Raw genomic sequence first — 19,807 nt, 5'->3', positions numbered from 1 at the left:
TACGTTCAAATCAGGCGTAAATGCGCCTCAAACGCGTCAATCCGCTTGTCCACCTCCCGCCGGTCCATAACTCTTGACGACAAGAGGAGGCGATTTGATGCCGGGGCGAGACTGGTCGACCAAATGCAACCCAAGCGGGCGGGTCATTCCGCGCCCGTCGGCGTCTCCCCTTCTCGTGCTCTTCGATGTCGATGGGACGATCCTCGATGGGGGCGGTCTGATCGCGGACTCGATGATCGGGGCGTTCCGCGCGGCGGGCGAGACGCCCCCGACCCGAACGGACGTCATGCGGCTGATCGGCCTGTCCCTGCGCGAGATGATCGACATCCTGACCCGCAACCTAGATGCCGACCGGCGCGACAAGGTGCAGGCCGGATACCGGACACGCTATTTCGATGCGATCGTCCGGCAGATCGACCCGCCGGTCTTTCCGGGGACGGAAGCCATGCTGTTCGACCTCTACCGGGCGGGGGTCACGCTCGGGATCACGACGGGCAAATCGATCCGCAGCGTCGGGCATCTCCTCGATTCGATGGATTGGCACCGGATGTTCGCCTCCGTGCAATGCGCCGAGCTGAATCCGTCCAAGCCCAGTCCCGAGATGGTTCTGAAGGCGATGGAGGAGGCCGGGCACGGCCCCCGGACGACGGTCCTCGTGGGCGACTCGCGCTATGACATGCAGATGGCGGCGCGGGCGGGCATTCCGGCGGTCGGCGTCTCGTGGGGCTACACCGCGCCCGATGAGCTGCGCGCCGAAGGGGCCACGGCGATCGCCGACACGGTGGGTGACCTGACCGAAGGGTTCCTGCGGCAGGTGGTTGGGGAGGCCGAGCGCGTGCCGGCGGGACTTACGCGGGACGAACGGTAAGCCAGGCGACCGCGGCGGATCCGAGCGCCAGCGCCGCCCCGGTCCACGCGGCCAGCGCGAAGCCCGCCATGAGGTCGCCCCCGAGGAGCACCAATCCCAGGAGGGCGGTCGCCACCAGCCCGCCGATCCGGCTGATCGCGTTGTTGATCCCCGAGGCCACGCCCGCGTAGCGGTCCCCCGCCGACGAGAGCACCGCGCTGGTGAGCGGCGCCACCGAGAGCGACATGCCCAGCGCCAGGACGACAAGCGGCGGCAGGATATGGGCCGTGTAGGAGACGTCCTCCGCGGGGACGAAGCCGAACCACGCGAAACCGGCCGCAACGAGTGTCGCGCCCACCGTCAGCAGGAGCCGGGCGCCGTAGCGGTCCGCCAGCGTGCCGCCGGTGAAGCGCGACAGAACACCGAGGATCAGCGGGAAGGGCAGGAGCGCGAGGCCAGCCTGCGTGGCGCTGTAGCCCTGATCGCTGATGAGGACATAGGGCAGGAGCAGCATCAGCCCGCCCAGCGCCGCGTAGAGCAGGAAGGTGAAGCCCGTCAGCCCCGAAAAGGAGACATCGCGAAAGAGGCGGAGCGGCGTCATGGCGCGGTCGCCCTTCCGGGCCTCGACCGCGACGAAGGCCGCCAGCAGCGCCGCGCCCCCGCCGAGTGCGGCCAACACCGCACCGGTCGCGCCTCGGTCGGGCAGGGCCACGAGACCCCAGATCAGCGCCAGGAGCCCGGTCCCGACCAGTGCCGCCCCCGCGAGGTCCAGGGGCGCGCGGTCGTCGGTCTCGGCGAGGCTTTCGCGGATGGTGCGCGCCGCGACCACGAAGGCGATCGCCGCGAAGGGGATCACCGCGACGAAGGCCCAACGCCAGCCGGCGGCGTCGACGATCCAGCCCCCCGCGACCGGGGCCAGCGCCCCCGCCGCCGCCCCCGCGCCCGCCCATGTGCCGACCGCGCGGCCACGGGCCGGGCCGGTAAAGGCGTCGGCGATGATGGCGAGCGACGTCGGTGCGATCAGGGCCGCGCCCACGCCTTCGAGCGCGCGGGCCGCGAGAAAGACCGGAAAGGACCAGGCCACCGCCGCCAGCGCGCAGGAGGCGGTGAAGATCACCAGCCCGATCTGGAAGACGCGGCGGCGCCCGTAATGGTCGCCCAGCGCGCCGCCGATCAGGACCAGCGCGCCCAGCGGCAGCAGGTAGGCGTTGACGATCCACTGCGCGCCGGTCGCGCCCGCGTCGAAGGCGGCCTGCATCTGCGGCAGCGCGACGTTGACGATGGAGCCAAGGACGAAGGCCAGCGACGAGCCGATCGTCGTGGCAACCAGCGTGCCGGTGCCCGAGGGGACCGACCGCGCGGGCCCGTCGGCTGCGGCGGTGCAGGGAAGCGGCAGGCTTTGGGACATCGGGGGCTCCGGGCGGGGATCTCCGGGCAGGGTGACGCGAGGGCCGTGCGCGTCAACCCCCGCGGTCGCGGTCCCCGCGCGTCAGCCCGCCTGGATGACGTTGCCGTCCGCGTCGAAGGTCACCGGAGGACGGCCGGGCGAATGGGGATCGTCGGTGTCGTCGAAGAGCTTGCGCTCGGTCACGCCGGGCACCTTCGCAAAATCGTCCATGATGCGGTCGGGATACCAGCTCTGCCGGACCTGGCTGAACCCCAGCTCGCGCAGGATCCCCGACACCGACTGGCCGCAGGTGGCCTTGGAGGCGGGCCCGTGGGCCTGCACGATCTGGAGCGCGCGCTCGGCCATTTCGGGCGAGACGGTGATCTCCTGCATGACCATGTGGTATTCGGGACGGGCGTGGTAATCGAGATAGATGTCGTAGATCGCGGGCGTCACGCCGAACTTCACGTCGCCCCGCTCGGGGGCCGTGGGATGCCACCACGTGCCCGCGGGATCGAAGATCACCCGCTGGCTGCCCGACACCATCAGCGCCGAATGCCCGCCCGAGCCCGAGCGGTTGTTTATCGCCGTCAGCAGGGTCAGCTTGGCCGGGCCAGGCTCGACATAGGCGCGGGCGGCGACCTCCTCGAGCGGGGCGTAGATGTTATCGGCCCCGCAGGCCGCCAGCAGCGGCAGCATCAGGGCGGTCAGGCAGGCGCGCAGCATCACGGTCAGGTCCGGAAGATCGCCAGCAGGATCAGGATCACGATGATCGCGATCACGGTCCATTTCGTGAACGTCATGAAGCCGGCGAAGGTCTTCTCCTGCTCGGTGATATCCATCTCGCCCTGTTTGTGGTCGTCGGCCATACGGTCTCGCTCCGGTGTCGTCTGGTCTGTCGGGTGCGGTCCTATCCCGTCGCGGGTTCGGTGTCACGGGGTGTTGGCGGCGTCTCGTCGGTCTCGAGCGCGCGGGCGAGCCGGAAGCCGATGCGTTTGGGTTTGGGCCGGTCGCGGGGCTTCGGGACGGCCCGGAGCAGCACGCCGGTCTGGCTCACGTGCTGGATCAGCTGGCAGCGATGGCCATGTTCGTCGAGGCCCGAGAAGGTCAGCAGATCCGGCGCGTGGAACCCGATGCCCTGGATGCGCAGGATGCCCGTCGCGCCGCCCGTGAAGCCCATCGCGGCCTCGTGGTCGTCGTCCAGGTCCTCCTCGAAGGCCTTCAGGTAGAGGATCACGCGCTGATAGGCCCATTCGGCGGGACTGCGGGCCTTGGCGCCGCGCGCGACCGCCTCGGGCATGGCGGGGGCGTGGTCCGTGCCGTCGGCATGGAGCTCGGCGCAGCGCGGCAGCGCGGCGGCCTCCATGGCCTCGGCCGAGGTGGCGATGTCGGGGGCATCCGTCATGGGTCGAACCTTGGCCGACACGTCGCGCGGGTCAAGCACCGGGCGATCACGTCACGCGGCGCGGAACGTCCAGACGCCGTCGTCCCGCGTTTCGCGGATGGCGCGGCCGGTGATGTGAAGGTGGCGCAGATGGGCGATGGCCTCGAAGAAGGCGAGCCCATAGGTCGCGTCGTCGATCTTCCGCTTGAAGAGGGGTGTGAAGCATTCGCCGCCCGTGCGCGGCGTCCCCAGATGCGCGTGCAGCCGGTCGAGCGCCGCGACATGATTCTGGCGGAGCGAGGCAAGCCGCGTCGGCAGGCCGCGATAGGGTGTCTTGTGCCCCGGCAGCACGAGCTGATCCGGGCGCGCCAGCGGCGTCAGCCGGTCGCAGGCCTCGAGCCAGTCGCCGACGGGGTCGGCATTCGTCTCGGTCGGATACAGCCCCAGGTTGGGCGAGATCCCCGGCAGGAGCTGGTCGCCCCCGATCACGAGGTCACCCTCCGCCTCGAAAAGCACCGCGTGGTCCGGCGCATGCCCGTCGCCTCGGGCCACGTCCCACCGCCGCCCGCCGAACGTCAGCCCGTCGCCCTCGGCGATGCGGGTCACGCCCAGCGGCAGCGGCGCGCAGATATCGGCGAAGTTGAAGGGCCGCTCGGTCGCGCGCCGGGCCAGCATGTCATGCGCCATGCCCCAGCGGCGGCAATATTCGATCGTCTCGGGCGGGGGCACGTCCTGTTCGTCGAGCATCAGCATCCGCGCGAGCAGCCACGCGGTCCGCGTCATCAGAAGCTCCGCGCCTTCGGACTGGAGCATCCCGGCCAGACCGACGTGATCGGGATGGTGATGGGTCACCAGAATCCGCGTGATGGGCCGTCCGCCCAGTGGCCCGGTGCGCAGCCGGTCGAGGATCGCGCGGGTGCGCTTCGTGTCGAACCCGGTATCGACCATCGCCCAGCCATCGCCCTCGCGCAGGAAGTAGATGTTGACGTGGTCCAGTGCCATCGGCAGCGGCAAACGCGCCCAGAGCACGCCCTCGGCCACCTCGATCGCCTCGCCCTCGGCGGGCGGCGCGTTCCAGGGAAAGGTCAGCCCGGCATAGCCGTCGGGGGTCTCGGTGTCCTTCATCGCCCGTCCCGCCTGTTCCTCTGGCCCGAAATACTTCGGGGGTCGTTCATCGTGGCGCCATCGGTTCGAGCCCGATGGACGACGGAGCAGCGCCCCCCGGCGGGTCGGCCTGCATCAGCGGGCCGACCGCTTCACCTAGGCCGCGATCTCGTCGGAGGAAATGGCGAACAGCTCTTCGGCCCCGGTCCGCGCCTTTGCCATCTCGGCCAGCGCCTCGGGCAGCATCCGGTTCGCGGCGATCCGGGCCAGTCCGGCGCGCTCCGGGTCGGCGGCGGCCGCGCGCAGGTGGTAGTGCACGCCGAGGACGCGGGCGAAGGCGGCGAGATAGGCCACGGCACCGGCGAAGCGGTCCTCCATGTCCTGTTCGAGCATCCATTCGGTCAGCGCGCGCAGATCGCCCGCGGCGGCGCGCAGGCCGTCATGGTCCGTTCCGGCCACCTCGTCGAGGATCGCGAAGGCCGCGGCGCCCCCATCCATCAGCTTGCGCCCCACGAGGTCCATCGCCTGAATGCCGTTGGTGCCCTCGTAGATCGCAGTGACGCGCACGTCGCGCAGGTATTGCGCGGCTCCCGTCTCCTCGACGAAGCCCATGCCGCCATGGATCTGGATGCCCTCGCCCGCGACGCGGATGCCGGTATCGGTGCCGAAGGCCTTGGCGATGGGCGTCAGGAACGCCCCCCGCGCGCGCCACGCGGCATCGCCGGTGGCCTTGGCCATGTCCAGCGCCACCGCGCAATCCATCGCGATCGACCGGACCGCGAAGATGTCCGCCTTCATGCCCAGCACCATGCGGCGCACATCGGCATGTTCGAGGATCGAGCCGTGCTTGACCGAGTTCTTCCCCTGCCGCCGGTCGACCGCGTAGCCGATAGCGTGCTGCATCGCGGCCTCGGCCACGCTGAGGCCCTGAACGCCGACGCCCAGCCTGGCGTTGTTCATCATGGTGAACATCGCGGCCATGCCCTTGTGGGGCTCGCCCACCAGCCAGCCCGTCGCGCCGTCATACTGCATGACCGCCGTGGGCGAGCCGTGCAGGCCCAGCTTGTGCTCGAGCGAGACGACCTTGAGGTCGTTCGCCACGCCCGGATTGCCGTCGGCATCGGGAATGCGCTTGGGGACCATGAAGAGGCTGATGCCCTTGGTGCCCTCGGTCCCGTCAGGCAGCCGCGCGAGGACGAGGTGGCAGATATTGCCTGCGAAATCGCTGTCGCCCCAGGAAATGTAGATCTTCTGCCCCGACACCGCGTAGGTGCCGTCGCCGTTCGGCACGGCCTTGGACTTCAGCGCGCCGACATCCGATCCGGCCTGCGGCTCGGTCAGGTTCATCGTGCCGCACCACTCACCCGAGATGAGCTTCGGGATGTAGAGATCACGGATCTCGTCGGAGGCATGGGCTTCCAGTGCCTCGATCTGGCCCTGGGTCATCAGCGGGTTGAGTTGCAGCGCGAGACAGGCCGAGCCGATCATCTCGTTGACGGCCATGGTCAGCGCGATGGGCAGGCCCATGCCGCCATGCTCGGGATCGGCCGACATGCCGATCCAGCCGCCCTCGGCGATGGCACGGAAGCCGTCGGCGAAGCCCGGCGAGGTGCGCACGACACCGTTCTCGAGATGCGCGGGATGCAGGTCGCCTTGCCGGTTCAGGGGCGCCAGAACCTCCTCGGCCATGCGGCCCGCCTCGGTCAGGATGGCCTCGACGGTTTCGGGCGTGGCCTCCTCGAACATGTCGGTGGCGGCGACGCGGTCGAAGCCGACGACGTGGTCGAGCACGAAGCGCAGCTCGGAGACGGGGGCGCGATAGGGCATGGGGCAACCTCTGGCTGGCGGTGCGCGCGGGCGCCGCGTAAGTCGGGTGACGTATTCGCGGGCAACGTAAGGTCCCAGCCCTCATGGCTTCAAGCCGAACACCACGTCACGACGTCGCCGCCGCAGCCGCTTGCCTGCGCGAGGGCGGGCTCGTCGCGTTCCCGACCGAGACGGTCTACGGGCTCGGCGCGCTTGCGACCGACGGGCGGGCCGTGGCGCGGATCTTCACGGCCAAGGGACGGCCCAGCTTCAATCCGCTGATCGTCCATGTCGCCGACCGCGCCGCCGCCGAGCGGATCGCGGTCTTCGACGCCGAGGCGCGCGCATTGGCGGACCAGTTCTGGCCCGGCCCCCTGACGCTGGTGCTGCCACTGCGCGACGGACACGGGCTCTCGCCGCTGGTGACGGCGGGCCAGCCGACGGTCGCGATCCGGGTGCCCGCGGCGGAGCTGGCGCGTACGCTACTCCATGCGGTGGACGGCCCGGTGGCCGCGCCCTCGGCCAATCCCTCGGGCCGGATCAGTGCCACGCGGACCGAGCATGTGCGCGAAGGCCTGGGCGACCGGGTCGACATGGTGCTCGACGGGGGGCCGTGTCCCGTGGGCCTCGAATCGACGATCCTGCGCACCGGGCCCGCGACGCTTCTGCGCGAAGGCGGTCTGCCGGCCGAGGCCATCGAGGCCGCGCTGGGCCATGCGCTGCCGCGTGACGTCACACCCGGCCGTGTGCAGGCGCCGGGCCAGCTCGCGTCGCATTACGCGCCGTCGGCCCCGGTCCGGCTCGATGTGACCGAAGCCGCGCCGGACGCGGTCCTTCTGGGGTTCGGCCCGGTCGCGGGCGATCTGAGCCTCTCGCCCGCGGGCGATCTCGAGGAGGCGGCGGCCAATCTCTTCGACCATCTCCACCGGATCGATGCGATGGCGCGGGCACGAGGGCTGGAGCGGATCGACGTCGCGCCGATCCCCGAGCAGGGGCTCGGACGTGCGATCCTCGACCGGCTGCGCCGGGCGGCCGCGCCGCGCTGAGCCCGCGATGCCGCAGCCGTGAATTCCAATCCGGCGGCGGGCAGCCTAGATGCGTTCGATGCTTCGCCGTCTTCTCATCCTCGCGCTCGCCGCCGTCACGCTCGCCGCCCCCGCCGCCCGCGCGCAGATGCTCGACGACGTCTCGCAGGCGCTGCGGGTCGAGCTGATCCCCGGCTGGCGGCAGGCGGACGGCACCCATGTCGCGGGGCTGCGCTTCGACCTGGCCCCCGGCTGGAAGACCTATTGGCGAAGCGCGGGCGCCGCGGGCATCGCGCCCCGCATGGATTGGCGGCGGTCGCAGGGCGTGGCTTCGGTGACGCCGGCCTGGCCCACGCCCCGGCTGTTCCGCACCGCGGGTGCGCTCTCGATCGGCTACGATTCCGACTTCGTCTTGCCGCTCCTGGTTGTGGCGACCGGTGCGGCGCCGACGCTCGACGGGGTGCTCGATCTCGGGGTCTGTTCGGATATCTGCCTGCCCGCGCGGGTGCGGGTGACGGGCACGCTGGGTGCCGGGCGCACGCCCGACGCCCGCCTGGCCGCGGCGCTGGCGGACCGGCCGCGCCGCGTCTCGGCGGATGCCACCTGCCGCCTGCGCCCGACCCGCGACGGCCTCGCGCTCACGGGCGAGATCGCGCTGCCGCCGGTGGGCCGATCCGAGACAGTTGTCTTCGAGGTGCCCGATCCGGGCGTCTGGGTGACGGACGCGCAGGTCAGCCGACGGGGCGGCACGCTGGTCGCCACATCCGAGCTGATGGTGGGCGGCGGGCGCAGTGTCGCGATCGACCGCTCGCGGGTGCGGATCACCGTCATCGGGGACCGGCGCGCGGTCGAGATCGAGGGCTGCCGCGGCGGGTGACCCCGCGTTCACAAATCGGTGTCACCTCGGGCGGATTGTCGCACAAGATGCAGTTTTAGCTTGAAGCTCCCCCTGCGTCGCCCCACCTTCCAAGTCACGGCAAGGAGGCGACCATGGCGGATTCCCGCGGGACCATCGGCAAGTTGGCAGACACCCTGAAGGACAAGCTGTCCGAAGTTCTGGGTGCATTGGCGCCGCAGCCCGACGCCATTCCGATCCCCGTCCGCAACGACCCGCGCCGGGGTCCTCACCGGGGCTGATCGCCCGGATCCGAGGTTTCGTTCGAGAGTATCAGATCGACCCGAAGGTCGGACCGTTGGTCCGGCCTTTTCTCGTTCGCACCAACGCGTTCGCGTGATCCCTCAGGAGGCCGCGCGCTTCAGGAGCGGGCCCGCCACCGGGTGCTTCTTGGGTTTGACGTGCAACTGGCGCAGCATGTCGGCCAGCTCGGGCTCGTCCACCAGGTCGGCGGCGGCTTCGAGGCCGAACCACTTGCGCCTGCGCTCGTCCTCTTCCTTCCAGGATTTCTTCAGGTCGTCGACGATCATCGGATAGACCCGGACGCGGCAACGCTGGGTGCTGCCGTCGTCCAACCGCTTGCGATAATGGTACGTCCCGAAGATCTCGCGGCCGATATGGCCCTTGGCGCCGGCTTCCTCCAGCGCCTCGATACCGGCGGCGGCCCAGGGCTTGATGCCCTTCATGGTCCAGCCCTTCGGCACGATCCAACGCCCCGTGTCACGCGAGGTGATCATCAGCACCTCGACCCGGTCGTCGTTCCACCGCAACGGCATCGCCGCGATCTGTTCGCGTTCCTTACGCACCTGTTCGTCCCCAATCGGCCGGGGGTTCAACCGCCCCGGCGCCGTATTTTTATGACGTCTGATGCCCCGAACATAGGCTTTTCGCGAATCACTTGCAAATCGCGCGTCGCCTCAGGGCAGAAGATCGGGCAGGGTGTCGATCCATTGCACCGGGCCATGGGCGGGGATGCGGCCGTTCTGATAGCCGCCATGAAGATGGGCGTAGTCGACACTCGCCGCGTCCGCCGTCGTCCAGTCCACCGCAGAGTCGCCGATATAGAGCGTCGTGTCGGGGGTCGCGCCGAGGGCCGCGATGACATGCAGAAGCGGCGCGGGGTCGGGCTTGTGGACGGTCAGCGTGTCGCCGCCCGCGACCGCGTGGAAGGGGCCGAGCGCCAGAAGGTCGAGAATGGCGCGGGCCGGTGCGGCAGGCTTGTTGGTGCAGAGCCCGATCCGCGCGCCCCGCGCGGCCAGCGCGCGCAGCGTCTCGGGGACACCGGGCAGGATCGTCGTGCCGCCCGCGGGATCGGCCTCGTAGGCGCGGGTGAAGGCGGCGAGCGCATCCGGGTGACGGTCGGGATCGGCCTCGGCCCAGGCCAGCACGCGGGCGATCAGGGTCGGAACCCCGTTGCCGATGAAGCCGGTCATGGTCTTGAGGTCGGGCGCCGGCAGGTCCAGCTCGGCACACATCGCGACAACGGCGGCGTGGATGCCCGGCGCGCTGTCGATCAGCGTGCCGTCGAGGTCGAACACGTAGGCGGCGTAGGGCAGGGGCGCATCGGTCATGGCACCGCCCTACGCGCGCGCCGCGCACCCGTCCAGCGGTCAGGCGAAGCGAACGGTGTCGGCGAAGGGCATCCGGCGCAGGCGCTGACCCGTGGCCGCGAAGATTGCATTGCCCAGCGCGGGGGCGGCGGGCGGCAGGCCCGGCTCGCCCGCACCCCGGATCGCGCCGGTCGTGCCCAGCGCGCGGACATGCACGCGGGGGATCTGGGCCATGCGCAGGCTCGGATAGCTGTCGAAGTTGCGCTCCTGCGGGATGCCACCGTCGAACGTGATCGCCGCGTGCATCGCGTGCCCCATCCCGAAGAGCGCGCCGCCCGAGAGCTGCGCCTCGAGATTGACCGGGTCGAGAACGCGCCCGACCTCGGCGGCGATCCAGAGGTCGGTGATGCGAAGACCGGCGTCGGTCTCCTCGATATCCACGATCTGGGCGCAGGGCACCCCGAAGGAGAAGGTGAAGGCCACGCCGCGGCCCCGGCCCGGAGCGGGCGTCGGGCCGTCCCAGGACGCCATGTCGGCGACGGTCTCGAGGACGGAGCGGGACGGGGCGTGGTGGATCAGGCGCAGGCGCTCGGCCACGGGATCGGCGCCGGCCTGGTGGATCAGCTCGTCCATCAGGGTTTCGGTGAAGAAGCCGTTATGCGACGCCCCAACCGACCGCCAGGACGAGACAGGCACGGTCGCGGGGACCCTGTGGCCGGTGACGCGACGGTCGGGCAGCGCGTAGGGCGCATCCCATGCGGCGGCAACGATGGCGAGGTCGGGTCCGACGGGCGGAAAGCCCAGCCGTGCGACCTGGCTTTCGGAAACGGATTGCGCCGCGATGGCGAGGTCGAGGCTGCGGACCTCGCCGCCGCCGGTGGTGCCCGCACCGCGCGCGACCGCCATGGGGCGCAGGAACGGGTGGGACATGTCTTCTTCACGCGACCAGGTCATGCGGACGGGACGGCCCGGATGATGCCGCGCGATCTCGGCGGTCTGCCGGACCCAAAGCATCTCGAGCCGGTGGCCGAAGCTGCCGCCCGACGGAAGGTTATTGAGGTGGACGGCCTCGGCGTCCTGGCCGGTGATCTCGGCCACGGCGGCGCGGGCGAAGGTCGGCACCTGCGTCCCGGTCCAGATGTCGGTGCGTTCGGGCGTGTAGCGGATGGTGGCGTTGGCGGGCTCCATCGGCGCGTGATGCAGGTAGGGCGCGCCGTACTCGGCCGTGAAGGCGTCGCCGGTCGCGGCGGCGACATCGCCGTCATCGGCGAAACGGCTGTCGCGGGTGTCCTCGGTCAGGGCGGCGGCATGGGCGGCCCAATGCGCGTCGGTCGTGGCGGGGGCGGTGGGCGTGCCCCAATCAAGGGTGACGGCCTCGGCCGCGCGCATGGCGCGCCAGGTGTTGTCGGCCACGACCGCAACGCCGTCGGTGATACGGTGGATCGCGACGACGCCGCGCATCGCCTCCGCCTCGGTGCTGTCGACGCGGGCGACGCCCCCGCCGAGGGTCGGGTTGGCGACAACGGTGGCATGGAGCATGTCGGGCAGGTCCATATCGGTGCCGTAGCGCGCCGTGCCGGTGGATTTCGCGACGATGTCGGTGCGCCGGTGGTCGCGCCCGAGCCAGCGCCATTCGGACGGATCGCGCGGCACGGCGGCGACGGGGTCGAGGGCCGCGGCCTCGGCAGCGAGGTCGGTATAGGGGATCGCACCGTCGGGGCCGATCACGGCGCCGTCGGCGGTCGAAAGACCGGCCACGTCTACGCCCAGTCGCAGGGCGGCGGCCGCCTTGAGCGTCTCGCGGGCCGACGCCCCGGCGGCGCGGAGACGATCATAGGCGTCGGGCACCGTGGTCGAGCCTCCGGTCAGGTGCAGCCCCGCAAGCTTGCCCACCACGTCCGAGGCCACACGCCCTGTCCGGGCGGCGATGCCGTCGTCCCAAGCGGCCAGCGGAAAGCCCTCGGCGGCGACCTTGCCGTTCCAGTAGGCGCCCGAGGCAGGCCCCGGATCGGTGCGCACGGTCAGCGGATCGACGTCCAGCTCCTCGGCCAGCAGGTAGGCCTGGATCGAGGTCGCGCCCTGTCCGACATCGGCCCGCGGGGTGATGAGCGTCACGCCCTCGGCGTCGATCCGGACATAGGGCGTCAGCGCGGATGCGCCCTCGGGAAGATCGGCAAGGAGCGGGTTCGCGCCCTCGCGCCGGTAGAGCCACGTGCCGAAGGCCACGCCTCCCGCGATGGCGACCGAGCCGACGAAGAAGGTCCGCCGCGCGATTTTCCCGACCGACGCCATCACGCGCGCTCCGCTCGCAGCGCCGCCGCGCGCCGGATCGCGGCACGGATGCGCGGATAGGTGGCGCAGCGACAGAGATTGCCGTCCATCGCCGCGTCGATCTCGGCATCGGTGGGATCGGGCGTCGTCGCCAGAAGGTCGGCGGCCTGCATGATCTGGCCCGACTGGCAGTAGCCGCATTGCGCGACCTGCGTCTCGATCCATGCCGCCTGGACCGGATGGGGCGCGTCGGGCGTGCCCAGCCCTTCGATGGTGGTGATCTCGACGCCCGCCGCGTCCTCGGCCCAGACCTGGCAGGACCGGGTGGCGACCCCGTCCAGATGCACGGTGCAGGCACCGCAGGCCGCGATACCGCAGCCGTATTTCGTGCCGTGCAACCCCAGTTCGTCGCGCAGCACCCACAGGAGCGGCATGTCGGGCTCCACATCGATGTCCCGGGATATTCCGTTGACGATCAGTCGCATCGCGGCGCTCCGCTCCGGGTCTCCTGCGTCATCGATCTAGGATGGGCCGGGCCGCGATTCCAGCGTCACGTCGCGTCGCGGGGCTGGACGGATCGCCGCGCCGCAGGCATGGATGTCGGATGGACCATACCGAGAACATCGTCACCCCCGAGATCGCCGCCGCCTTCGCCCGCGACGGCGCCGTGGTGCTGCGTGGCCTGTTTGCGCCCCATGTCGAGGATCTGCGCGATGGCGTGGCGCATAACATGATCGCGCCGGGCCCCCATGCCGCCGAGAACACGGTGGCGGGCGAAGCCGGGCGCTTCTTCGACGACTACGTGAACTGGCACCGCATCCCTCCCTTCGAGACGGTCGCGCGGGACCCGGTCATCGCTGGGGCCGCCGCCGCCCTGATGCGGTCCAAACGGGTGCAGCTCTTCCACGACCACGTGCTGGTCAAGGAGCCGGGGACCGCGCGCGCCACGCCGTGGCATCAGGACGGTCCCTACTACTTCGTCGGCGGGCGCCAGACGGTCAGCTTCTGGGTGCCGCTCGACCCGGTGCGGGAAGCCACGCTGCGGCTGGTCGCGGGCTCGCATCTCTGGGACCGGCCGGTGCTTCCGACCCGCTGGCTGTCGGAGGAGGCATTCTTTCCCGGCGACTACCGCCCGGTGCCGGACCCCGATGCCGAGGGGATGCGCGTCCTCGAATGGGAGATGGCACCGGGCGACGCCGTAGCCTTCTCGTTCGACACGCTGCACGGGGCGCGGGGCAACGTGGCCGAGCGGCGGCGGCGGGCCTTCTCGCTCCGCTACGTCGGTGACGATGCGCGGGTCGTGGACCGGCCCGGCCCCACCTCGCCGCCCTTTCCCGGTCACGGGATGGCGGCCGGCGAGCGGCTGCGCGAGGACTGGTTTCCGGTCGTCCGGGGCGCGGCCTGACCGACCCGAGGCGCGCGATTGCCGGGGCGGGTGCGACGACGTAGCATGCTAGCATGTCGGCCGATGCCCCCACGATCACGCTCCGCCCCCTCGACAGCTACGAGGGCACGCTCGCGCGGCGCACCTATCTGGCGCTCCGCGAGGCGATCGTCGAGCTTCGCGTCGATCCCGGCGCCGCGCTCCGCAAGGAGGAGATCTGTGGCATGCTGGGCGTCTCGCGCTCGCCCGTCTCCGAGGCGGTCACCCGGCTCGCGACCGAAGCGCTGGTCGATGTCGTCCCCCAGGCCGGCAGCTTCGTCGCCCGCCTCTCGATGGCCGAGATCCGCGAGGGCGCGTTCCTGCGCGAGGCGATCGAGCTGGCCGCCATCGACCACCTCGCCCCCCGGATCACCGACGCGCAACTGACCGACCTGCGCCGGAACCTGCGCCTGCAGGGCGTGATGGTCGAGGATGGCGATTTTCCGGGCTTCTACGCGCTCGACGGCGAGATGCACCGGATGCTGCTCGACTTCACGGGCTTCCAGCGGCTGGCCCGCGTGTCCGACACGGCCTGGGTCCACGTCGACCGCGCCCGCCGCCTGATCCTGCCGATGGGCGACCGCGTGGCCGAGACGCTGGCCGAGCATCGCGCCATCGTCGCGGCGCTGGCTGCGCGCGACGGGGCCGCCGCCCGCGCGGCGATGCGGCACCACCTCGCGCAGCTGATGACCTTCCTGACCCCGCTGGAAGCCGCAAGGCCCGACCTCTTCTCGACCGACCCGACCCCTTCGCAAGTGGACCGCCCATGACCATTCCGAACCGCCCGCGCTATGCCGCGCGGCTCAACGCGTTCAAGCCGATGGCGGGCGATCTGGGCGGGGGCATCGCGGGCATGATCGCCGCGGCGGGGCAGGTCGGCGGGCTCGACACCGCCGACCTCAACTATCCCGACCATTTCGAAGGCCAGACACCCGAGACGCTGGGCGCGATGCTGGGCGATGCGGGCATGACGCTGAACGGTGTGGCGATGCGCTACTACACCGAGCCGGGCTTCATGATCGGGGCATTCACCAACCCGGATGCGGGACTGCGCGCCAAGGCCGTCGACCTGACGAAGCGCGGCATGGATGCCTGCCGGGCGCTGGGCGGAACGGTGATGACGCTCTGGATGGGTCAGGACGGGTTCGATTACGCGTTCCAGGGCGAGTATGGTCGCATGTGGGACGACACGATCGCCGCGATGCAGGCCGTCGCCGATCACGACCCGGGGATGGACGTCGCCATCGAATACAAGCCGAACGAGCCGCGCGCCTACGCGCTGATGCCCGATGTGGGCACGACGCTTCTGGGCGTGCGCGAGGCGGATCGGTCGAACCTCGGCGTCACGCTCGACTTCGCCCATGTCCTCTATGCCGACGAGATGCCGGCCCATGCCGCCCACCTGATCGCGCGGCATTCGCGCCTGCTGGGCGTGCATCTGAACGACGGCTACGGCAAGCGCGACGACGGGCTGATGGTGGGGACGGTGCATCCCGTGGCGACGATCGAGCTCTTCGTGGAACTGGAGCGGATCGGCTATGACGGCGCGATCTATTTCGACACCTTCCCCGACCATGGCGGGCTGAACCCGGTCGAGGAGGCGCGCACGAACCTCGCGCTGGTCGAGCGGCTGCGCACGCTCGCGGGCGAGATCGGCGCGCTGCCCGAGTTGCGGGACGCTATCGCGCGGCAGGACGGGGCCACGTCGCAGCGGATCGTGGCGCGGGCGCTCTTCGGTGCGTGAGCGGGGCGCATGATCCTCGTCCTCGGATCGCTGCATTGGGACGTGGTGGTCCGGGCCGCCCGGCTGCCCGCGCTCGATGAGACGCTACCCGGCCAGGACGTCGATTACCGCTTCGGCGGCAAGGGCGGCAATCAGGCCGTGGCGGCGGCGGCCTGCGGCGCGCGGGTGGCGTTCGCGGGCGCGGTCGGGTCGGACGATCCGGGCGCACGGATGCTGGCCGTGCTGGACGAGGCGGGCGTGGACCGGGACCGCGTCGCGCGGGTGGCGGGGGCGTCGGGCATGTCGGTGGCCATCGAGACCGCCACGGGCGAATACGGAGCGGTCGTCGTCACGGGGGCGAACGCGGCCGCGATGCCGGGCGAGTTGCCCGCAGACGTGACCATCGCGTTGATCCAGAACGAAGTGCCCGCGGCCGCGAACCTCGCGCTGGCCCACGCGCTGCCGCCGAGCGCGACGCTGATCCTGAACGCGGCGCCCGCGCGGGGGGTGGACGCCACGCTGATGGCGCGGGTCGACGTGCTGGTCGTGAACCGGGTCGAGGCGGCGCAGATGGGGGCGACGGCCTTCGGCGCGTGGGCGACGGTCGTGACCAAGGGCGCCGATGGGCTGGCGCTGCACCGGGGCGACGTCGTGACGGAGATGCCGGCCCGGGCGGTCGAGGTGGTCTCGAGCCACGGTGCGGGCGATGCGTTCTGCGGCGCGCTCTCGGCGGCGCTGGACGCGGGCGTGTCGCTGGAAGACGCACTCGGCGCCGCCCAAGCCCATGCCGCGCGGCATGTCTCCACACCGCGCTGAGCCTCGTCCTCTGGCCTGAAATACCTCGGGGGGAGTCGCCCGGAGGGCGGCGGGGGGCAGAGCCCCCCCCCCACGCCTTCACAGCCGGTAGAACCGCGCCGCCGTTCCGCCGAAGATCGCGGCGCGCTCCGCAGGCGAAAGATCCGCCGTCAGCGCCTCCGCCGCCTCGAGCCACACCCCGTATTCGGCGCGCAGGCGGCAGACGGGCCAGTCACTGCCCCACATGATCCGATCCGGGCCGAAGGTCTCGAAGAGGTGGTGCGCATAGGGGCGCAGGTCCTCCACGTTCCAGTCCTCGGCGGCTTCGGTCACGAGGCCCGACAGCTTGACGCAGGCCGTTGTGTCGCGCGCCAGCCGGGCCATGCCCGCGGCCCAGTCGTCGAAAGCGCTACCCGCGATGTCGGGCTTCATGGCGTGGTCGATCACGCAGCGCATCGGATGGCGCGTCAGGATGGTGTGGAAGTTGGCGAGGTGGCGCGGGAAGCCCAGCGCGTCGAAGGTGAGGTCCAGCGCGGCAACCGCCTCGAACCCCCAGGCGATATCCGCGCGGAGCATCCAGTCGTCGTCGGGGATATCCTGGATCATGGGCCGCACCCCGAGGAATTTCGGGTGGCGGGCGAGGCGCGCGAGCGTGGCGCGCTGGTCCGCATCCTCGAAATCGATCCAGCCGACGACACCGCCGATCCAGTCCGTCGCGTCGGCGAGGCCCAGCATGTACTCGGTCTCATGCGTCGTGGCGGCCGCCTGGACGAGGACGGTGCGGTCGATGGCCCGCGTGGCCAAATGCGGGGCAAGGTCGGCGGGCGCGTAAGGACGGTCGAGGATCGGGTGGCCCTCGGGCATCCAGTCGTGGTCGCCGCGGAGCGGCTGCCAGAGGTGGTGATGCGCGTCGACTCTCATGGGCGCGCGCAGCGGAGGAGGCCGGGGGGCCAGCCCCCCGGACCCCCCGGCATATTTCTGGAACATCGAAGGGGATGGCGGTTCACGTCGGCGCGTCCTCGCGCATCAGGCCCTCGGACTTGAGGTCGGACCAGAGCGCCGCTGGGATCTCGGCCCGGGCGGCCGCGAGATTGCCGTCCATCTCGGCTACACCCTGTCCACCGGGCACCACGCTGACGGTACAGGGATGGAGGAGCGGGAACTGGAAGGCGGCGTCCACGAGCCTGACGCCGTGGCTCTGGCAGACCCGCTCGATGGCGGCGACGCGGTCGAGGACCGGCTTCTCGGCCACCTCGTAATTGTAGAATGCGCCGGGCTTGGGGCCGGTGGCGAGGATCCCCGAGTTGTAGGGCCCGCCGGTCACGATGCCGATGCCCCGCGCCTCGCAGAGCGGCAGGAAGGAGGTCAGCGCCTCCTGCTCCAGAAGCGTATAGCGCCCCGCCAGCAGGAAGAGGTCGTAGTCACCACTCTCGGCCAGCTGCTGGCAGACCTCCCATTCGTTGACGCCGGCACCAAATGCGGTGATCGCGCCATCCTTCCGCATCTGCTCGAGGGCGTGGTAGCCGCCCGCCTGGAGCTGGGCGACCTTGGCGTCCACGTTCGCGCGGCTGCCCTGGTTCGGGACGTCAATGTCATGGGCGAAGAGGATGTCGATCCGGTCGACACCCAGCCGCTCGAACGAGCTTTCCAGCGAACGCATGACGCCGTCGTAGCTGTAGTCGTAGACCTCGTTTCGGTTCGGCACCTCGAACCACTTGCCGTGACCGTCGCGCGTTTCGGGCGTGGCCGGGAGAAGGTAGCGGCCGACCTTGGTCGAGAGCACGTAGTCGTCGCGGGGCTTGTCGCGCAGGAAGCGGTTCAGCCGCGTCTCCGACAGGCCGAGCCCATAGAGCGGCGCGGTGTCGTAGTAGCGCACGCCCGCCGCCCAGGCCCGGTCGAGGATGGCATCGGCCTCGTCGTCGGTGATCGCGCGGTAGAGATTGCCCAAGGGGGCCGTGCCGAAGCCAAGTTTGGTGAAGGTCAGCCCGCCATTGCCCAGCCGGTCCCAGTGTCGCGTCTTGAGTGTCATCCGGTGCTCCCCTGATCGGCTGACATGCTAGAATGTCCCGAGCGCGGGCGCTAGCGTCCCCGGCGAGGGGGAGCGCGCGATGACCTATCTTCTTGGCGTGGATATCGGGACGTTCGAGGGCAAGGCCGTGCTGGCCACGCCCGACGGCGCGGTCGTGGCCGAGGCGGTCCGGGCGCACCGGATGGACGTGCCACGCCCCGGATGGGCCGAGCACGACGCCGAGACCGTCTGGTGGGACGGGTTCGCGGCTCTTTCCCGCGAGGTGCTGGCCGGGCTGGATGCCGCGGAGGTGGCGGCCGTTGCGGTCAGCGGGATCGGGCCCTGCGTGCTGCCGGTGGACAAGGGTGGCGACCCGCTGGCGCCCGCGATCCTTTACGGTGTGGACGCGCGGGCGGGCGCCGAGATCGCGGAGCTGACGGAACGGTTCGGGGCCGACGCAATGCTGGAGGCGTCGGGCAACGTGCTGACCTCGCAATCGGTCGGGCCAAAGGTGCTCTGGCTGCGGCGGAACCGTCCGGAGCTCTGGGCCGAGGTCACGGCGATCGAGACCTGCACGACCTTCCTCGTACGCCGCCTGACGGGGGAGCGGGTGCTGGACCACCATTCGGCAGGACAGTGGACGCCGCTCTACGACGCGCGGGCGCAGGCGTGGTCCGACTCGATGTGCGACGGGATCGTCGACCCCGCGATGCTGCCCCGGCTGATCTGGACCACGGAGATCGCCGGTCACGTCACCGCAGCGGCGGCGCGGGCCACGGGGCTGGCCGAGGGCACGCCGGTGACCGCTGGCACCATCGACGCGGCGGCCGAGGCGGTCAGCGTCGGCACGCGGGACGCGGGCGACATGATGGTCATGTACGGCTCGAGCATGTTCATGATCCAGGTCACGTCCGCGCGTCTTCTGGACGCCTCGCTCTGGTCGGCGCCGTGGCTCTGGCCGGGGACGTGGTGCGCCATGGCCGGGCAGGGCACGAGCGGGACGCTCACGCGCTGGTTCCGGGACGTGTTCGCGCGGGAGCTCGGGGACGACGCCTTCGCCGTGCTGACCGCCGAGGCGCGGGCCGTCCCGCCGGGGGCGCTGGGCCTCCTGTGCCTGCCCTATTTCTCGGGCGAGCGGACGCCGATCCAGGACCCCGACGCGCGCGGCGCGTTCTTCGGGCTGGACCTGACCCATGACCGGGGCGCGATGTTCCGCGCCGTCTGCGAAGGCGTGGCGATGGGGACGGCGCATGTGGTCGAGACGTTCCGCGCGGGTGGGGCCGATCCGGGCCGCGTGCTGGCCGTGGGCGGCGGGGTGAAGAACGACGTCTGGCTGCAGGCGACCTCGGATCTGTCCGGCGTGACGCAGCACCTGTGTCGGCGGACGACGGGGGCGGCGCTGGGCGACGCCTTCCTGGCGGGCGTGGCGGTGGGGGCCTGCGTGCCGGGCGACATCTCGGCGTGGAATCCGGTGGAGCGCCTGGTGGAGCCGGTGGCGCAGGACGCCTATGCGCGGGCCTATCCGCTCTGGCGCGACCTCTACGAGACGACCAAGGCGATCGCGCATGCGCTCTGACGGCGGCGGGGGG

21 protein-coding genes are annotated in these 19,807 nt (G+C 71.0%); 9 read left to right on the top strand and 12 right to left on the bottom strand.

Annotated elements, in window-relative coordinates; genetic code table 11:
• Window positions 1–175: 175 nt before the first annotated feature.
• Window positions 176–868, top strand: a complete 693-nt coding sequence (locus Q0833_RS12970) for an HAD family hydrolase (RefSeq protein ID WP_298435448.1) — start codon at window positions 176–178, stop codon at window positions 866–868.
• On the opposite strand, the gene Q0833_RS12965 is transcribed toward Q0833_RS12970, so the two are convergent.
• The 6 genes from Q0833_RS12965 to Q0833_RS12940 all read right to left on the bottom strand — a co-directional run bounded on the left by Q0833_RS12965 (window position 849) and on the right by Q0833_RS12940 (window position 6,549).
• Entirely contained in the window at window positions 849–2,255 is a 1,407-nt protein-coding gene (locus Q0833_RS12965; RefSeq protein ID WP_298435445.1) for an MFS transporter, read from the bottom strand. The two genes, Q0833_RS12970 and Q0833_RS12965, sit on opposite strands and share 20 nt — an antisense overlap.
• An 81-nt stretch (window positions 2,256–2,336) precedes the next feature.
• On the bottom strand, window positions 2,337–2,960 hold the full coding sequence (locus Q0833_RS12960; RefSeq protein ID WP_298436857.1) for a hypothetical protein: 624 nt from the start codon (window positions 2,958–2,960) through the stop codon (window positions 2,337–2,339).
• 5 nt (window positions 2,961–2,965) lie between these two features.
• Window positions 2,966–3,103 carry an aa3-type cytochrome c oxidase subunit IV gene (locus tag Q0833_RS12955; RefSeq protein ID WP_298435441.1) on the bottom strand — a complete coding sequence of 46 codons (138 nt, stop codon included), beginning with the start codon at window positions 3,101–3,103 and terminating at the stop codon, window positions 2,966–2,968.
• A gap of 41 nt (window positions 3,104–3,144) precedes the next feature.
• Complete coding sequence (locus Q0833_RS12950; protein ID WP_298435438.1) at window positions 3,145–3,639, bottom strand: DUF6173 family protein; 495 nt, start codon at window positions 3,637–3,639, stop codon at window positions 3,145–3,147.
• A 51-nt stretch (window positions 3,640–3,690) separates the two neighbouring features.
• On the bottom strand, window positions 3,691–4,743 hold the full coding sequence (locus Q0833_RS12945) for an MBL fold metallo-hydrolase (RefSeq protein WP_298435435.1): 1,053 nt from the start codon (window positions 4,741–4,743) through the stop codon (window positions 3,691–3,693).
• A gap of 135 nt (window positions 4,744–4,878) precedes the next feature.
• Window positions 4,879–6,549 carry an acyl-CoA dehydrogenase gene (locus tag Q0833_RS12940; RefSeq protein WP_298435432.1) on the bottom strand — a complete coding sequence of 557 codons (1,671 nt, stop codon included), beginning with the start codon at window positions 6,547–6,549 and terminating at the stop codon, window positions 4,879–4,881.
• A gap of 83 nt (window positions 6,550–6,632) precedes the next feature.
• Between Q0833_RS12940 and Q0833_RS12935 the strand changes: the two genes are divergently transcribed.
• The 3 genes from Q0833_RS12935 to Q0833_RS12925 all read left to right on the top strand — a co-directional run bounded on the left by Q0833_RS12935 (window position 6,633) and on the right by Q0833_RS12925 (window position 8,690).
• Window positions 6,633–7,574, top strand: a complete 942-nt coding sequence (locus tag Q0833_RS12935; protein ID WP_298435429.1) for an L-threonylcarbamoyladenylate synthase — start codon at window positions 6,633–6,635, stop codon at window positions 7,572–7,574.
• A 58-nt stretch (window positions 7,575–7,632) separates the two neighbouring features.
• Complete coding sequence (locus Q0833_RS12930) at window positions 7,633–8,430, top strand: protein-disulfide reductase DsbD domain-containing protein (RefSeq protein WP_298435425.1); 798 nt, start codon at window positions 7,633–7,635, stop codon at window positions 8,428–8,430.
• A 113-nt stretch (window positions 8,431–8,543) separates the two neighbouring features.
• Entirely contained in the window at window positions 8,544–8,690 is a 147-nt protein-coding gene (locus Q0833_RS12925; protein ID WP_298435422.1) for a hypothetical protein, read from the top strand.
• 102 nt (window positions 8,691–8,792) lie between these two features.
• On the opposite strand, the gene Q0833_RS12920 is transcribed toward Q0833_RS12925, so the two are convergent.
• The 4 genes from Q0833_RS12920 to Q0833_RS12905 form a co-directional block, all read right to left on the bottom strand.
• Window positions 8,793–9,254, bottom strand: coding sequence for an NUDIX hydrolase (locus Q0833_RS12920; protein ID WP_298435419.1), 462 nt, complete (start codon window positions 9,252–9,254; stop codon window positions 8,793–8,795).
• Between the two features lie 111 nt (window positions 9,255–9,365).
• Window positions 9,366–10,019, bottom strand: coding sequence for a phosphoglycolate phosphatase (gene gph / locus Q0833_RS12915; RefSeq protein WP_298435416.1), 654 nt, complete (start codon window positions 10,017–10,019; stop codon window positions 9,366–9,368).
• A gap of 39 nt (window positions 10,020–10,058) precedes the next feature.
• Window positions 10,059–12,290, bottom strand: a complete 2,232-nt coding sequence (locus Q0833_RS12910; protein ID WP_298435413.1) for a molybdopterin cofactor-binding domain-containing protein — start codon at window positions 12,288–12,290, stop codon at window positions 10,059–10,061.
• Complete coding sequence (locus Q0833_RS12905) at window positions 12,290–12,754, bottom strand: (2Fe-2S)-binding protein (protein ID WP_298435411.1); 465 nt, start codon at window positions 12,752–12,754, stop codon at window positions 12,290–12,292. Before Q0833_RS12905 ends, Q0833_RS12910 begins: the two co-directional genes overlap by 1 nt.
• 119 nt (window positions 12,755–12,873) lie before the next feature.
• Between Q0833_RS12905 and Q0833_RS12900 the strand changes: the two genes are divergently transcribed.
• The 4 genes from Q0833_RS12900 to Q0833_RS12885 are packed head-to-tail and all read left to right on the top strand — an operon-like array spanning window position 12,874 to window position 16,231.
• A complete protein-coding gene (locus Q0833_RS12900) occupies window positions 12,874–13,674 on the top strand; it encodes a phytanoyl-CoA dioxygenase family protein (RefSeq protein WP_298435409.1) in 801 nt (266 codons plus the stop codon).
• Between the two features lie 53 nt (window positions 13,675–13,727).
• Window positions 13,728–14,462: a GntR family transcriptional regulator gene (locus Q0833_RS12895; protein WP_298435406.1), complete on the top strand. Its 735-nt coding sequence runs from the start codon at window positions 13,728–13,730 to the stop codon at window positions 14,460–14,462.
• A complete protein-coding gene (locus Q0833_RS12890) occupies window positions 14,459–15,436 on the top strand; it encodes a TIM barrel protein (RefSeq protein ID WP_298435404.1) in 978 nt (325 codons plus the stop codon). The genes Q0833_RS12895 and Q0833_RS12890 overlap by 4 nt, the downstream gene beginning before the upstream one ends.
• Window positions 15,437–15,445: 9 nt before the next feature.
• Window positions 15,446–16,231, top strand: coding sequence for a PfkB family carbohydrate kinase (locus Q0833_RS12885; RefSeq protein ID WP_298435401.1), 786 nt, complete (start codon window positions 15,446–15,448; stop codon window positions 16,229–16,231).
• A 78-nt stretch (window positions 16,232–16,309) separates the two neighbouring features.
• Here the strand turns inward: Q0833_RS12885 and Q0833_RS12880 are convergent, their stop codons facing one another.
• Window positions 16,310–17,131, bottom strand: a complete 822-nt coding sequence (locus Q0833_RS12880; RefSeq protein ID WP_298435399.1) for an amidohydrolase — start codon at window positions 17,129–17,131, stop codon at window positions 16,310–16,312.
• 82 nt (window positions 17,132–17,213) lie between these two features.
• The gene (locus tag Q0833_RS12875; protein ID WP_298435396.1) at window positions 17,214–18,239 is read right to left on the bottom strand and encodes an aldo/keto reductase; all 1,026 of its coding nucleotides are present in this window, start codon (window positions 18,237–18,239) and stop codon (window positions 17,214–17,216) included.
• 79 nt (window positions 18,240–18,318) lie between these two features.
• Between Q0833_RS12875 and Q0833_RS12870 the strand changes: the two genes are divergently transcribed.
• Window positions 18,319–19,794, top strand: coding sequence for an FGGY-family carbohydrate kinase (locus tag Q0833_RS12870; RefSeq protein WP_298435393.1), 1,476 nt, complete (start codon window positions 18,319–18,321; stop codon window positions 19,792–19,794).
• Window positions 19,795–19,807 lie beyond the last annotated feature (13 nt).

The organism is uncultured Jannaschia sp. (genome assembly GCF_947503795.1).
In the GTDB taxonomy this organism is placed as follows: Bacteria; Pseudomonadota; Alphaproteobacteria; order Rhodobacterales; family Rhodobacteraceae; genus Jannaschia.
Note: the sequence above shows the minus strand (reverse complement) of the source record. Positions and strands in the feature narration are given on the sequence as shown.